This window comes from Cryobacterium sp. CAN_C2 (assembly GCF_015751745.1).
GTDB lineage: Bacteria > Actinomycetota > Actinomycetes > Actinomycetales > Microbacteriaceae > Cryobacterium.
The window spans coordinates 48,147-62,387 of the sequence record NZ_JADOUX010000004.1 but is presented as its reverse complement, the minus strand read 5'-3'; the positions used below and the strand labels follow the sequence as shown (position 1 = coordinate 62,387).

Genomic DNA, 14,241 nt, shown 5'->3' with positions numbered 1-14,241 from the left:
ACGGTGCTGTCTATTGTCGTGTTGATCTCCGGCGGAGGATCCAACCTGCGGGCCCTGCTGGAGGCGTCAGAAGACGCCGAGTTTCCGGCCCGAATTGTGGCGATCGGCGCCGACCGCGACGCCGACGGGCTCGAACTCGGCGTTGAATTCGGAATCCCTGCGTTCTCCGTTCCGTACACATCCTTCGCCGACCGCGCAGCCTGGGGCGACGAACTGCTCGCGCAGATTCAGCAGTGGCAGCCCGACCTGGTCGTGCTCAGCGGCATGATGCGGCTGCTGCCGCCGCGAGTAGTCGCCGCCCTGTCGCCAAACCTGATCAACACGCATCCGGCCTACCTGCCCGAGTTTCCCGGGGCGCACGCCGTGCGTGACGCCCTCGCCGCCGGGGCCGTACAGACCGGTGCGAGCATCATCGTGGTTGACAACAGTATCGACGCGGGGCCCATCCTGGTGCAGGAGCGCGTCGACGTCTTGCCCGGTGACACCGAAACCATCCTGCAGAATCGCATCAAGATCGTTGAGAGGCGCCTGCTCATTCAGACCGTGCTCGACATTGCCAACGGACACATGAACCTCAAGGAGAATTCCAACGCATGAGTGGTCACACCAACGCGTCCAGCTCGTACCGTAACCGGGACCAGATCGCCATTGAGCGTGCACTCATCTCCGTGAGCGACAAGACCGGCCTGCTCGACCTCGCCGCCGCCCTGACAGCGGATGGCGTCGAAATCGTCTCCACCGGATCCACCGCGGCCACCATTCGCGCCGCCGGCTACGACGTCACCGACGTCTCCGCCGTCACCGGCTTTCCGGAATCGCTTGGCGGCCGCGTCAAGACCCTGCACCCCGGCGTGCACGCCGGAATCCTCGCCGACCTGCGCCTCGAAGCGCACCAAGCGCAGCTCGAAGAGCTTGGTATCAAGGCCTTCCAGCTCGTCGTCGTCAATCTGTACCCCTTCGTCGAAACCGCCCTGAGCGGTGCCGAGCCGGCCGACGTGATCGAACAGATCGACATCGGCGGACCGGCGCTCGTGCGTGCATCGGCTAAAAACCACGCCAACGTGGCCATCGTCGTCGACCCGGCCAACTACGGCGAGATCATCGCCGCCGTCGCCGAGGGCGGCTCGACCCTCCAGCTGCGCCAGAAGCTCGCGTCCCTGGCGTTCGAGCACACCGCCGACTACGACCTGAGCGTGTCGGCCTGGTTCACCGAGAACGTCTACGACCAGTGGCAGGACGACATCGAAGCGCCGGGTGAAGACGGCACCCTTGAGGCGGCCGACGACGAAGACGACGAGTCGCCGTTTCCCGAGGGACTCGGCATTGAGGTCACCCGTGCGGCCATCCTGCGCTACGGCGAGAACTCGCACCAGGCTGCCGCGCTCTACGTCGGCGAGGGCGGCCGCGGTATCGCCCAGGCCCGGCAGCTGCACGGCAAGGAAATGTCGTACAACAATTACGTCGACGCCGATGCCGCGGTGCGTGCCGCGTTCGACTTCAGCGAGCCAGCCGTCGCGATCGTCAAGCACGCCAACCCGTGCGGAATCGCTATCGCCAAGCCCAACGCACCGGATGCCATCGCCTCCGCGCACCTGCGCGCCCACGCCTGCGACCCGATCTCCGCGTTCGGCGGCGTGATCGCCGCAAACCGCGTCGTCACTCTCGGCATGGCTGAAACCATCAGTGAGATCTTCACCGAGGTGCTCATCGCCCCCGGCTTCGAGCCGGCCGCGGTCCAACTGCTCACCAAGAAGAAGAACATTCGCCTGCTCGAGCTGCCCGCCGACTACGAGCGTTCCTCGCTCGAACTGCACCAGATCTCGGGCGGTCTGCTCGTGCAGGAGACCGACAGCTTCGAAAGCTTCAGCTCGGTAGGTTGGATGCTCGTGGCTGGCCCCGACGTGGATGCCGTCACCCGCGCCGACCTCGAATTCGCGTGGAAGTCGTGCCGTTCCGTGAAGTCGAACGCGATTCTGCTCGCGCACGCCGGGGCATCCGTTGGTGTGGGCATGGGCCAGGTCAACCGGGTCGACTCCTGCCACCTCGCCGTGAGCCGCGCCGGCGAACGCGCAAAGGGATCGGTCGCCGCGTCGGACGCATTCTTCCCCTTCGCGGACGGACTCGAAGTGCTGCTCGACGCCGGCATCGCGGCCGTCGTGCAGCCCGGTGGATCCGTGCGCGACCCCGAAGTCATTGCGACGGCCGAGGCTGCCGGGGTTTCGATGTTCTTCGCCGGGGAGCGCCACTTCTTTCACTAGGTCATCCGTGAGTAAATCACGGGGCTGCAGGCAACATGGCTGTGCGGCACCTACGCTTCTTTCTGGGCGCCGTCGACCACGGCGGCTGTGGGCGCGCGGCCGGACATCTCCACGTAGCCCAACCGTCGCTGTCGCAGGCCAGCTGACCCTGGCGGATCCGTTCCAACGCGGGGCACGCACCTGACCGGTGATGGAACCGATCGCCGCTCACGTAGGCTCGGTCACGACGAGGAGGTCCGGATGGCATCAAGAGAGCACGTGGTGCGGGCGCTGTGGACACTGTTCGAACCGATTCACGCCGTCACGTATTTCTCTCAGCAGGCTCGGGCAGCGTTCGCCGATATCGGCCTCATCCGCTACTGGGACGGCTACTTCGCCGGCAGAGCGGCGCCGCTCGGCCCGGTTGGAACAGCGCCGGTCGTCGCCATCTTCAGCGGATTCGCCCCGGCACTTGTTGCGCGCTCCCTACCGGCGGTCTGGTCCACCGTCTCCGCCGAACAAGCCATCGAGGCGCGATCCCTCGGGGCAGCACAGACGCTGCGTGACCTCGTGCCCGACGAAGACGTGGTCGCCCGAGCCGCAGAGGCCCTGAGCCGCATCGTTCAGCGCGCCGACACGGTGGGTCGCCCGCTGGCCGCGGCGAACCAGGCTCTACCCGAACCGGCAGACCCCTACCGCCAGCTCTGGCAGGCCGCAGCGACCCTTCGCGAACACCGCGGAGACGGCCACGTCATAGCCCTCGTCACCGAAAAGCTGGCCGGATTGAGCACCATCGTGATTCGGAGCGCACTCGACCTCGACCCCGCAGCGATGCAGCGTGGTCGAGGCTGGACCGACGAACAGTGGGGCCAGGCCCGTGATGACCTGGCGAAGCGGGGGCTCCTGACACCCGGCGGGGCCGTGAGTCAGAGTGGATGTGAGGCGCTCAACCGGGCGGAGCTGCTCACGAACCAGTTGGCTCAGAGCCCGTGGAACGCACTCAGCGACGAGGAGGTCCGAGGAGTAGCTCGGCTGCTCGCCCCGATCGCCAACGCTTGTGCGACCATATTTCCGTACCCGAACCCGATCGGCATGCCAGCTCCCTGGGATCCCACCACCGACCCGCAGGCCACTGCAGTTCCGGTCGCTCCCGTCGCGCCTTGAGCCGAGGGGCACTGCAAGAGTCGCTGTGCTCCCGCACAGGGCCTCGGTCGCGTTATCCTGTCTGAGGCGACGCCACACACCGGCCCCGCCGCATCCGGCCCACAAGGCCACTTTGAAGGAGTAATCGATGACCCTTACGCACGCCGCACCCTCGCTGGATGCCCTTGCCTCGCTATCGCTCGAACACGAGAAAGTGCTGATCACCACCGGAGCTCGCTCGGGTTTGACGATTACCGTTGCGGTTCATTCCACCCGGCTCGGCCAGGCCCTCGGTGGCGCCCGCCTGTGGCAGTATGCGAGCTGGACCGACGCGGTCGCGGACGCCCTGCGGCTCTCCGGCGCCATGACCCTCAAGAACGCGGCCGCCGGCCTGAACCTTGGCGGCGGCAAGTCCGTGATCTACCTGCCGCTCGGCACGGTGCTGACCGATGCCGAGAAGCGCCGGGCGATGCTCGACCTTGGCGACGCTATCGAGAGTCTCAATGGGGCCTACAAGACGGCCGAAGACGTCGGCACGAGCGCCGAGCTCATGGCCATCGTCGCCGAACGCACGAGCCACGTCTGCGGGCTGCCCGTCGCCAGCGGCGGCGTCGGCGAACCAGCCGATGCCACGGCGGCCGGCGTGTACGCGAGCATCGAATCCACCCTCGCGGCACTGTTCGGCAGCCGCGAGGTGCACGGCCGCCACCTGGTGATCTCGGGCCTCGGCCAGGTCGGCGGACGCCTCGCCACGGCGCTCGCCGCCGCCGGCGCCACCCTCACCGTCACCGACATCAACCCCGACAAGCGCGCACTCGCCGACGAGCTCGGCGCCACCTGGGTGTCGGTCGCTGATGCGCACCGGGTGCACGCCGACCTGTTCGTGCCGTGCGGACTCGGCGGCGTTTTGACATCAGCCGTCATCGCGGAGTTGAACGTGGTCGGCGTCTGTGGCGCAGCCAACAACCAGCTCGCGAACCCCGCCGGGGCCGCCCAGCTGGACTCGCGGGGCATCCTCTGGGCTCCGGATTTTGTCGTCAACGCCGGCGGCGTCGTCTACCTCGCCATGGCGAGCGAACCAAACGCCGACCTCACGCAGATCACTGAGCGCGTCGCGGCAATTGGCTCTGTGCTCACGCAGATTTTCACGGATGCCCGCGCGAACGAGATCACAACCCTCGCGGCCGCGGAATTGCTCGCCGCTGCCCGCCTCGACGCCGCCCGGTAGCGCGTTCGAGCGCCGGCTGCGCGTGACGCTACTCGCGCAGGTCGGCCGGAATCGTCGGCAGAACGCGTGCGGCCGCACGGCGCTCCTTGAGCGTCGTGCGGGCGGCCTTGGCCAGTTCGGTGAGAATCGGGATTCCCGACAGTAGAATGATGCCGATGATGAAGTATTCGGAGTACGCCGCGACGAAGGCGAACTGGCCGAGGAAGAATCCGACGAGGGTGAGGCCGACGCCCCAGGCGAAGGCTCCGATGGCGTTGTAGGTCACGAAGCTGCGGTACCGCATTTTGCCGACCCCGGCAGCGACCGGCACGAAGGCCCGAAAGACCGGCAGAAAACGGGCCAGGATGATGGACTTACCGCCGTGCTTGGCGAAAAAGGCGTTGGTGCGCTCGACGTTTTTCGGATTGAAGAAACGGTTTTTCTCCCGAGAGAACACCGCGGGGCCAGCTTTTCGACCGATGACGTAGGCGAGCTGGTCGCCGGCGAAGGCAGCCGCGAAGACGACCAGGCAGGTCATCCAGATCGGCAGCGGAACGACTCCGGTCGCGGTCAGCAGGCCAACGGTGAACAGCAGTGAATCACCCGGTAGGAACGACAGCACAATAAAACCGGTCTCGATGAAGACAACCGCGGCGACGCCAAGCAGCACGAACGATCCAAACGAGTGGATCAGCCAGTCAGAGTCGAGAAAATCGATTCCGAGCAGGGTGGGCAGCATGAAGAATCCTTCCAACGGGGTGAGCGCGCGCGGCATGGCCATGCCGACGACAAGCGCAGATCCCAGACTACGTGACGCCATGCTGGAAAAACGCGCGGTGTCGCCCTCCAGCCCCGACCCTCCAGCCCCGACCCTGCGGCTTCGAGACGCCAACGTTGGCCAAGCGGATGCCATCCCGGAAAAAACCTTGCGTTCTGCCCTCCTTTCGCATAGTCTGAAAGGCTGCCTGATCCGGGGGGGCATGGGACACATATTCCTTGAGGCGCCCAGGAGGCAGACATGACAAAGACAGCACCGATCACGCTCGCGACCATTGCGAACGACGGCGTTCACTTTGGCGCGTTTGCCCCGTTCTTCGCTGCCGCTGGGAGCTTCCCCGTCTAGCTCTTTCGTCGCTCGTCCGGTCAGGCGCTCAGCACTCGTGCCGCGACCTGGGTGACGTGGCCCGGGAGTATCCGCCCGCAATGCCGTACTGCCCAGCCGTACTGCCCAGCCGTACTGCGCCGCCGTACTGCCCAGCCGTACTGCCCAGCCGTACTGCGCCGCCGTACTGCGCCGGCCGTAACACCAAGCGCGGCACGTTCTCGTCAGCTCGTCGCTCGCACGTTCCCCACCGCCCACCTCGTTTGGTATCGGCGACCATAGACATCCGCCGTAACCCTGCACCCCGGGGCGCGGCCGCAGCACAATCAGGACATGACCATGACCACGACCACACCACCGGCACCGCCGCCCCCCACGAACGACGCGGCAGCACGCAACAGTACCTTTCGCAGCCTGCAGCGGCTCTACCCCTATGCCAAACCGGCCCTGCCTCGTATCTATCTCGGCATGGTGGCCGCGCTTCTCGCCGGATTCGTGGCCCTGGCCATTCCGCAGGTGCTGGCCTGGCTCGTTGACGGCCCGCTGCGCACCGCGGGGAACGGCGACAGCGCCTCGCAGATCTGGCCGGCCGTGTGGGTGGTCCTCGGGCTCGGTGTGCTCGAAGCGATCATGATCGCCCTGCGTCGCTGGTTCGTGCTGATCCCTGGCACCCACATTGAGGCGCGCATGCGCAACCACCTCTATGCCCGGCTGCAGGACCTGCCGGTGAGCTTTCACGACCGCTGGCCGAGCGGTCAGCTGCTCTCGCGCGCTGTCAGCGACCTCAACCTCATTCGCCGCTGGGTGTCCTTCGGGCTCGTGCTGCTCGTCGTCAACTTTCTCACCATCGTCGCCGGCGTCGCCATTTTGCTCTGGATGAACTGGCTGCTCGGCGTGATTTTCGTGGTCTGCTCAATACCGATCTGGATCTACGGCTACGTCTTCGAGGAGAAGTACTCGGTGATCGCCCGGCGCAGCCAAGACCAGGCCGGCGACCTCGCGACCGCCGTCGAGGAGTCGGTGCACGGCATTCGCGTGCTCAAGGCCTTTGGACGCGGGTCGTTCGCGCTCAAGAACTTCGCCTCGCAGGCGGAAAGCCTGCGCGGCACCGAGATCGAGAAGGCACGCGCCATAGCCGGCATCTGGCTCTGGCTGCTGCTCGTGCCCGATGTCGCGTTCGCGCTCTGCCTCATGGTCGGTGTCTGGCTCACCAGCCAGGGCGACCTCAGCGGCGGCGAGCTGTTGGCGTTCTTCGCGACCGCGACCGTGTTGCGGTTTCCGGTGGAATCAATCGGGTTTTTGTTGTCGATGACCTTCGACGCGCGTACCGCGACGGACCGGTTCTTTGACATTCTCGACACCCCGAACGAGATCACCGACCCCGCGGACCCGGCCACGCTCGCCGCACCGCTCGGCCGGCTCGCGTTCAACAACGTGCACTTTCGCTACCCGGACTCGCCGGAGCGCTTTCCCGACCTGCTCAACGGCATCGACCTCGTTCTCGAACCGGGGGAGACCATGGCGCTGGTTGGCCTCACCGGCTCGGGCAAGTCCACGCTCACGGCGCTCACGACCCGCCTCTATGACGTCACCGCTGGCGCCGTGACGCTCGACGGTGTCGACGTGCGTGCGCTCAGTCGCGAGGAGCTGCGTAGCCACCTCGCGATGGCATTCGAGGATGCAACGCTGTTCTCGGCATCCGTTCGTGACAACGTGCTGCTGGGTCGCGCCGAATTTGCCGGCAGTAGCCCCGCAGCGGATGCCGTGCTCGCGCAGGCCCTGCAGATCGCGCAGGCCGGTTTTGTGAACGACCTGCCACTCGGCGTCGACACCCTCGTCGGCGAGGAAGGCATGAGCCTCTCCGGTGGGCAGCGGCAGCGACTCGCGCTCGCCCGCGCGGTCGCGGCCCGGCCATCCGTGCTCATTCTCGACGATCCGCTGTCGGCGCTCGACGTGAACACCGAATCGCTCGTGGAGAACGCGCTGCGCGAGGTACTCGTCGACACCACCGCGCTCATCGTGGCGCACCGCCCATCAACGGTCATGCTCGCCGACCGGGTGGCGCTGCTCGAAGACGGCCGCATCACCGCCGTCGGCACACACTCCGAGCTGCTACGCACCAGCCCGCACTACACCTTCGTCATCTCCAGCCTGGAAGACGAGGAACGCAGAGAGTCGAACCGAGCGGAGGAAGCGCTGTGAGCGTCACCGCCAATTCAAGCGTCAATGGAGTAGAGGGCGAAGAACGCCACGACTTCACCAAGGCCGAAAGTAAGCAGATCCGAGCCCGTTCCCTGCGACTGCTCGGCTCGCTGTTGCTGCCGGTGCGCGGCAAGGTCGTGCTCGCCATGCTCCTGGTGCTCGTCTCGACCGCCGCCCAGGTGGCCGGCCCCGCGCTCATCGCCTTCGGCATCGACCGCGGTTTACCCGCGCTGCTTCAACAAGACTGGATGCCGCTCGCGACGACCGGCGGGATCTACCTCGTCGCCGGGGTGCTCGGCGCGCTGCTCATCGCCTGGTACACCGTGTTGAGCGCCCGGGTGAGCCAGGCCGTGCTGATCGACCTGCGCAAGCGGGTGTTCCTGCACACGCAAAAGCTCAGCCTCGAATTTCACGAGTCGTACACCTCGGGGCGCATCATCTCGCGCCAGACCAGCGACCTCGATGCCATTCGAGAGCTGCTCGACTCCGGCATCAACCAGCTCGTGCAGGGCGTCCTCTATATGTCGTTCACCGCGATCGCCCTCGTGCTGTTCGACGGTACCAGCGGACTCGTGCTGTTTGGCGCGCTACTGCCGCTCGTTATCCTCACCCGCTGGTTTCAGATGCGCTCGCAACGCCTGTTTCGGCAGTCGCGGGTCGCGTCGGCGAGCCTGATCGTGCGCTTCGTCGAAACGATGACCGGCATTCGCGCCGTGAAGGCGTTCCGCACCGAAAAGCACAACGAGTCAGTCTTCGGCAAGCTCGTTGAAAATTACCGGCAGGTCAACGCGCGCGTCATTCAGCTGTTCGGCGTGTTCGACCCGGGTCTCGTGCTCATCGGCAACGTCACCGTCGCCGCCGTGCTGCTCGTCGGCGGGTTTCGGGTGGCCGACGGTCAGCTCGCCATCGGCGCGCTGCTCGCTACCCTGCTCTACACCCGCCGGTTCTTCGACCCGATGGAGGAGATGGCTATGTTCTACAACTCCTACCAGTCGGCCGCGGCGGCGCTCGAAAAGATCTCGGGCGTGCTCGAGGAACGGCCCGGCGTGCCCGATCCGGTTGCCCCGGTCGACCTCTGGGAGGCGCGTGGTCGGGTCTGTTTCGATAACGTGCAGTTCGCCTACCAGGCCGATCGGGAGATTCTGCCGCACTTCGACCTCGATATTCCGGCCGGGCAGACCATCGCCCTGGTCGGGTCGACCGGAGCCGGCAAATCCACGCTCGCCAAGCTCATGAGCCGGTTCTACGACCCTACGGATGGCCGGGTACGGCTCGACGACGTCGACCTGCGCGACCTGCACCCCAAGGACCTGCGGCGAGCGATCGTCATGGTGACCCAGGAGGCGTACCTGTTCAGCGGCTCGGTCGCCGAGAACATCGCGCTCGGTAAACCGGATGCCTCGGCGCACGAGATTCGCGCCGCCGCGGCCGCTGTCGGTGCCCACGAGTTCATCGACAGCCTGCCCAACGGATATGACACCGACGTTAACAAGCGTGGCGGACGGGTGTCGGCCGGACAGCGTCAGCTGATCTCGTTCGCGCGCGCTTTTCTCGCGAACCCGGCGGTGCTCATTCTCGATGAGGCCACGTCGTCGCTCGACATTCCGAGCGAACGGCTCGTGCAGGAAGCGCTGCAGACGCTGCTCGCCGATCGCACGTCCGTGATCATCGCGCACCGCCTGTCGACGGTGGCGATCGCTGACCGGGTACTCGTGATGGAACACGGCCGCATCGTGGAGGACGGAACCCCGAACGAGCTCATCTCGGGAACCGGCCGCTTTGCGACCATGCACGCCGCCTGGCGCGACTCCCTCGTGTAGCAGACCTTGAGGGCTGGTCGGCCAGGTGTCGATGCGACGTGGACCCAGCCGCCGGGTCAACCACGGTATTCAAGCGCACAGCGGGACTTTGGTCACTGGTGCGATGCGGGGAGGCGCGGGATGCTGCAGCCGGACTTTTCGTCCTTCGGCATTCGGGCATCAGAAAGGCTGCCAGACGATGAGCAGTATGACGCCTCTCCAACAGACCCCGCCCGGCTCGACCCCTTCCGCAGCACTCCTCCCCGCTCACCACCGCGTGCGCGGTCCGGGGCGCAGCCGGGACCGATCATCATGGTCATTTTCGGGCACGATGCCGGGACTGGTCGGCGCCGGCACTCAGGAGATTATCCGGAAGCCCGAAGCGGGCGTGCACACCGATCTGCTCGGACCGGTTGCCGTGGAACTTCTCGTGTCTGGTGGCATCCTCGTTCTGCGGGTGTGCTCGTCGGCGTCGTAGCCATCGGCCTCGTGCTGCTCACGGTGCTCGTACGCGGCTGTCGACCGGGGCCTCCCCGTGGCGGGGCAACAGAGGAATAGGTAACGTCGGAGCCGCCGACGGCGTCTCGCCGCTGAGCCTGCTGCGTCTCTGAGCCTGCTGAATTTCTGAGCCTGCTGAATTTCTGAGCCGGCTACTTTTCTGAGCCGGCGGTGAGGCCGCCGACGATGTACTTCTGCAGGTAGAGGAACAGGGCCATGACCGGGAGTGCCGCGAGCACGGCACCAGCCGAGAACGCACTCCAGTCGGCGTAGTTCGGGTTGGAGACGAGCCGGTACAGGCCCACGGCGAGGGTCTGCTTCTCGGGGTCGACGAGCAACACGCTCGCCACCACGAAGTCATTCGTCGTGGCAATGAATGACAGCAGCGCGACGACGGCGAGAATCGGAGCAACCAGGCGCAGGATGATCGTGAAGAAGATGCGCGCGTGGCTCGCACCGTCAATCTTCGCCGCCTCGTCGATGGACGCCGGGATGGTGTTGAAGAACCCGTACATGAGGTACGTGTTCACCCCGAGCGCTCCGCCCAGGTAGACCATGATCAGCCCGATCTGGGTGTTCAGGCCGATTGCCGGAAACAGGTCACCGATCGTGCTCATCACCAAAAAGATCGCGACGACGGCAAGTAGCTGCGGAAACATCTGCACGAGCACCAGCACCAGTAGCCCGGTGCGCCGGCCGGTGAATCGCATTCGCGAAAAGGAATACGCCGCGAGGGCGCCGAGAAAGACCGTGCAGATCGACGTGATTCCGGCGATCATGAGCGTGTTGGCGAACCAGGTGCCGAACGGTATCTCCGGGTTCGTCAGAATGCGTGCGTAGGCGTCGAATCCGACCTCCCGGAACAGGGCGTTCGAGCCGGTCAATGTGCCGCGCGGGTTGAGCGACGCCGAAAGCACGTAGAGCAGCGGGAAACCCGAGAACACGACCATGACCAGGCCCACGGCGTGGCGCCATCCGGTTGCCGTGAACCAACGCTTCACCGTGACCGGGCGCTGTGCGGAGCTGACCTTACGGTCAGCACTTTTGAGAGTGGCGGATGCCATCAGTTCAGCTCCTCGAGCGCCTTGGTTTTTCGAAAGCTGACGATCGAAATGATCGCCACCAGAATGAAGATGATGATCGAAAACGCACTCGCGAGCCCGTAGTCACGGGCCTGTCCGGTGAACGCCACCTTGTAGACCATCGAGATCAGAATGTCGGTCGCGCCAACGTTGACGTCGGCCGCGGCGTCACGCGGGCCACCGCCGGTGAGCATGTAGATCAGGTTGAAGTTGTTAAAGTTGAACGCGAACGAAGCGATCAGCAGGGGAGCGACCGACACGAGCAGCAGCGGCAGCTTGATCAGCCGGAACACCGCCCAGGGCCGCGCGCCATCAACGGTCGCGGCCTCCTCCAGCTCCTTCGGGATCGACTGCAGCGCCCCCGTACAGACCAGGAACATATAGGGAAAGCCGAGCCAGAGGTTCACGAGGAGGATGCTGAACTTGGCCAGCCACTCGTTGGTGAGCCAGGGTATCTGGGCACCGCCGAGCAGCACCTGGTTGACGAAGCCGAAGCTTTCGCTGAGCATGCCAGCCCAGACCAGTGCCGAGAGAAATGCCGGAAAGGCGTAGGGCAGAATCATGGCGACGCGGTAGAACTTACGGCCTTTCATGCGCATGTCGTTGAAGACGATGGCGAGGAACAGCCCCAGAAAGAAGGTGGAGGCAACGGAGAGGGCCGCGAAGACGATGGTCCACACCGTCACGTTGATCAGTGGGGTGCGGATGCCTTCCTCAGTGAAGGCGCGAGCGAAGTTGTCAAATCCAACGTTGATGCGCCAACCCGGGAGCATCTCCTCGCCGGAGTCGGAGACGAAAGCACCCTCCCCGGTGTCGGTGTAGACCGCACCGGTGTCGGCATCCGTCATGGTGTCGGCCCGCTCGTCGTAGACGAGCGATGAGAGGTAGACGTAGGCGCTACTGCCGTCGGGGGTGCGCAGGGCACCGTCGTTGGGATCGGCGGATAAGGGTACGGCCAGCGCCGTGATCTCGCCGGTGCGAGCGAGGATGTCCTGGAAGCTCAGGGTGGTGTAGCCGGTGAGGGCGACGGCTTCGCCCGCCTCGATCGTGGCACCCGTGACCGGGGCCAACGGGTTGTCGCTGTTACCGACACTGATTGTGCCATCAGGATCGGTGACCAAGAAATTGAGTGTGCCGAGTTGATCGAGCACGGTCACCGCGTAGGTCGGCGAGTCGGGTACGCGGTCCTGGGCCGAGCTCATCAGTGCGGACACCGCCTGCGCCTTGTCACTGTTGTGGCCGGTGCTGTAGTTGGTGAAGCCGATGTAGGCGGTGTAGCCGATCACGAAGATCTGAAAGACGATGAGAAAGAGCACGCCGGGCGCGAGGTACTTGGCCGGAAGCTTGCCCGGGGTGAAGTAGATCCAGTTCACGAGCAGCGTGACCGCGGCGACGAGCACCAGAATGATCCACTGTTCCTTGATGAACAACATGAAGATGGCGTAGACGGCGACGGCGTCGACGATACCGAGCAGTGCAATCTTGATCAGGATTGCCCGGAGACCGCCCGAGGCACGCTCGGCAATCATCGCCGCCTGATGCTGGCGTTTCGTGGGCTTTGTGGTGCTGACGTCGTTGTCGGTGGTGCGCATGGCCTGGCTCTCTTCGTGGTCCAAGGGTCGTATCACGGCCGTGGCCGGATGCCAAAGCATCCGGACCACGGCCGTCGTGCAGACGTGCGGGAGCCGTTAGCCGATGGCGCCCTGCACGTCAGCGGTGAGCTTCTGCCAGGTCGTCGTCGGGTCGGCACCGTTGATGACGGCGGCCTGGGCGATGCCCCAGAACTCCCAGACCTGGCCCATGGCCGGGATGGCCGGCATCGGCACGGCGTCGGCGCCGACGGTGGCGAATCCGGCGATGACGGGGTCGGCCGAGGCGGCCTTGGCGGAGGCCTTGAGCGCCGGCAGAATCTGGCCGGACTCGAACAGGGCGGTCTGTACCTTTTCGGTCGCCATGTAGTTCACCAGGAAGTCATTGGCGGCCACCTTGTTCTTGCTCTGCTCGCTGACGAAGAATCCCTTGACGCCGGCGAACGGCTGGGCCGCGCTGGCGCCGGGAGAAGCGATCGGGTCGACGGCGAGGTTGATGCCGGCGTCAACGGCGGCGCCGACGTTCCAGGGTCCGGTGAGCCAGAAGGCGGCTTCACCGGAGGTGAAGGCGGCCTTGGCAATGTCACCGGTGATTTCGGTGTTGAACACGCCGGTGCCGTTCTTGCCCTGGCTACCGAGCCAGGTGGCAAAGGCCTCGCCGCCGGCATTGCCGAGCTCGAGCTTGGTGGCGTCGTAGCCGCCGGCGGCATCGGTGCCGAAGACCGGGGCGTCGAAGGCGGTCTGGAACGGGTAGAGGTGGAACGGGTTGCCGTCTACGCCCTGTTCGACCAGGAAGGGGTACTTCGCGCCGGCAGCGGTGCCCTTGGCGATCATGTCGTCGAAGTTGCTTGCGGCCTCGGGAACGAGATCGGCGTTTCGCAGCAGTGCGAGGTTTTCGACCGCGTAGGGCAGCTCATAGACCTGGCCGTCATACGTGGATGCCGAGATCGCGACATCAAGAAAGTCGCCGGCTTTGTCGCCGAGTTCGATCGGCGACACGACACCGTTGGTGACGAGTTCACCGAGCCAGTCGTGCGCGCCCATTGTGATGTCCGGCCCCTTGCCGGTCGGTACCTGCTGGATGAAGTCATCCTTGAGGGTTGCGTTGTCTTTCGAGACGAGTTTGACCTTGACGCCGGTCTTCTCGGAGTATGCCGCGACCGAGTCTTTGAGGGCGTCGACCCGCTCAGCGTCGAGCCAGATCGTCAGGGTGTTGGCGGCGGTGTCACCACCGGAGTCGGTTGCGGCCCCCGAGGTGCAACCGGCCAGAGTGAGGGAAGCGACGACCGCTAGAGCGCCGGCCAGGAGCAGGCTTTTCTTGTTCACCGTCATTGGTGGTGTGCCTTTCAGATTTCACGCTCGCCTCGATGCAAGCGATTACA

General features: G+C 65.4%; 12 protein-coding genes. 8 read left to right on the top strand and 4 right to left on the bottom strand.

Translation table 11 applies throughout. The annotated features are described in order from the left end of the window. Window positions 1–3: 3 nt before the first annotated feature. The 5 genes from purN to IWX77_RS04725 all read left to right on the top strand — a co-directional run bounded on the left by purN (window position 4) and on the right by IWX77_RS04725 (window position 4,608). Window positions 4–597, top strand: a complete 594-nt coding sequence (gene purN, locus IWX77_RS04745; RefSeq protein WP_196843376.1) for a phosphoribosylglycinamide formyltransferase — start codon at window positions 4–6, stop codon at window positions 595–597. Next, window positions 594–2,258: a bifunctional phosphoribosylaminoimidazolecarboxamide formyltransferase/IMP cyclohydrolase gene (gene purH / locus IWX77_RS04740; protein WP_196843375.1), complete on the top strand. Its 1,665-nt coding sequence runs from the start codon at window positions 594–596 to the stop codon at window positions 2,256–2,258. Before purN ends, purH begins: the two co-directional genes overlap by 4 nt. A gap of 35 nt (window positions 2,259–2,293) precedes the next feature. After that, window positions 2,294–2,404 carry a LysR family transcriptional regulator gene (locus IWX77_RS04735; protein WP_196843374.1) on the top strand — a complete coding sequence of 37 codons (111 nt, stop codon included), beginning with the start codon at window positions 2,294–2,296 and terminating at the stop codon, window positions 2,402–2,404. A gap of 94 nt (window positions 2,405–2,498) precedes the next feature. Then, window positions 2,499–3,401, top strand: a complete 903-nt coding sequence (locus IWX77_RS04730) for an SCO6745 family protein (protein ID WP_196843373.1) — start codon at window positions 2,499–2,501, stop codon at window positions 3,399–3,401. Window positions 3,402–3,528: 127 nt separating this feature from the next. Next, complete coding sequence (locus IWX77_RS04725; protein ID WP_196843372.1) at window positions 3,529–4,608, top strand: Glu/Leu/Phe/Val dehydrogenase dimerization domain-containing protein; 1,080 nt, start codon at window positions 3,529–3,531, stop codon at window positions 4,606–4,608. Between the two features lie 28 nt (window positions 4,609–4,636). On the opposite strand, the gene IWX77_RS04720 is transcribed toward IWX77_RS04725, so the two are convergent. Then, the gene (locus IWX77_RS04720) at window positions 4,637–5,407 is read right to left on the bottom strand and encodes a DedA family protein (RefSeq protein ID WP_297413718.1); all 771 of its coding nucleotides are present in this window, start codon (window positions 5,405–5,407) and stop codon (window positions 4,637–4,639) included. 621 nt (window positions 5,408–6,028) lie between these two features. Here IWX77_RS04720 and IWX77_RS04715 point away from each other — a divergent pair. The 3 genes from IWX77_RS04715 to IWX77_RS04705 all read left to right on the top strand — a co-directional run bounded on the left by IWX77_RS04715 (window position 6,029) and on the right by IWX77_RS04705 (window position 10,168). Further along, a complete protein-coding gene (locus IWX77_RS04715) occupies window positions 6,029–7,891 on the top strand; it encodes an ABC transporter ATP-binding protein (protein ID WP_196843540.1) in 1,863 nt (620 codons plus the stop codon). Continuing rightward, window positions 7,888–9,711: an ABC transporter ATP-binding protein gene (locus IWX77_RS04710; protein WP_196843371.1), complete on the top strand. Its 1,824-nt coding sequence runs from the start codon at window positions 7,888–7,890 to the stop codon at window positions 9,709–9,711. The genes IWX77_RS04715 and IWX77_RS04710 overlap by 4 nt, the downstream gene beginning before the upstream one ends. 187 nt (window positions 9,712–9,898) lie before the next feature. Further along, entirely contained in the window at window positions 9,899–10,168 is a 270-nt protein-coding gene (locus IWX77_RS04705; protein ID WP_196843370.1) for a hypothetical protein, read from the top strand. Between the two features lie 172 nt (window positions 10,169–10,340). Here IWX77_RS04705 and IWX77_RS04700 read toward each other — a convergent pair whose 3' ends face one another. The 3 genes from IWX77_RS04700 to IWX77_RS04690 all read right to left on the bottom strand — a co-directional run bounded on the left by IWX77_RS04700 (window position 10,341) and on the right by IWX77_RS04690 (window position 14,191). After that, window positions 10,341–11,252: a sugar ABC transporter permease gene (locus IWX77_RS04700; RefSeq protein WP_196843369.1), complete on the bottom strand. Its 912-nt coding sequence runs from the start codon at window positions 11,250–11,252 to the stop codon at window positions 10,341–10,343. Then, window positions 11,252–12,862: an ABC transporter permease subunit gene (locus IWX77_RS04695; protein WP_196843368.1), complete on the bottom strand. Its 1,611-nt coding sequence runs from the start codon at window positions 12,860–12,862 to the stop codon at window positions 11,252–11,254. The genes IWX77_RS04700 and IWX77_RS04695 overlap by 1 nt, the downstream gene beginning before the upstream one ends. A gap of 96 nt (window positions 12,863–12,958) precedes the next feature. Continuing rightward, complete coding sequence (locus IWX77_RS04690; protein ID WP_196843367.1) at window positions 12,959–14,191, bottom strand: sugar ABC transporter substrate-binding protein; 1,233 nt, start codon at window positions 14,189–14,191, stop codon at window positions 12,959–12,961. Between the last annotated feature and the right edge of the window lie 50 nt (window positions 14,192–14,241).

Excerpts from the sequence above, each read along its gene's own strand:
- IWX77_RS04700 (WP_196843369.1), bottom strand. The coding sequence starts at position 11,252 with ATGGCATCCGCCACTCTCAAAAGTGCTGACCGTAAGGTCAGCTCCGCA.
- IWX77_RS04695 (WP_196843368.1), bottom strand. The coding sequence starts at position 12,862 with ATGCGCACCACCGACAACGACGTCAGCACCACAAAGCCCACGAAACGC.
- purH (WP_196843375.1), top strand. The coding sequence starts at position 594 with ATGAGTGGTCACACCAACGCGTCCAGCTCGTACCGTAACCGGGACCAG.
- IWX77_RS04735 (WP_196843374.1), top strand. The coding sequence starts at position 2,294 with ATGGCTGTGCGGCACCTACGCTTCTTTCTGGGCGCCGTCGACCACGGC.
- IWX77_RS04715 (WP_196843540.1), top strand. The coding sequence starts at position 6,029 with ATGACCACGACCACACCACCGGCACCGCCGCCCCCCACGAACGACGCG.
- IWX77_RS04690 (WP_196843367.1), bottom strand. The coding sequence starts at position 14,191 with ATGACGGTGAACAAGAAAAGCCTGCTCCTGGCCGGCGCTCTAGCGGTC.
- IWX77_RS04730 (WP_196843373.1), top strand. The coding sequence starts at position 2,499 with ATGGCATCAAGAGAGCACGTGGTGCGGGCGCTGTGGACACTGTTCGAA.
- IWX77_RS04725 (WP_196843372.1), top strand. The coding sequence starts at position 3,529 with ATGACCCTTACGCACGCCGCACCCTCGCTGGATGCCCTTGCCTCGCTA.
- IWX77_RS04720 (WP_297413718.1), bottom strand. The coding sequence starts at position 5,407 with ATGGCGTCACGTAGTCTGGGATCTGCGCTTGTCGTCGGCATGGCCATG.
- IWX77_RS04705 (WP_196843370.1), top strand. The coding sequence starts at position 9,899 with ATGACGCCTCTCCAACAGACCCCGCCCGGCTCGACCCCTTCCGCAGCA.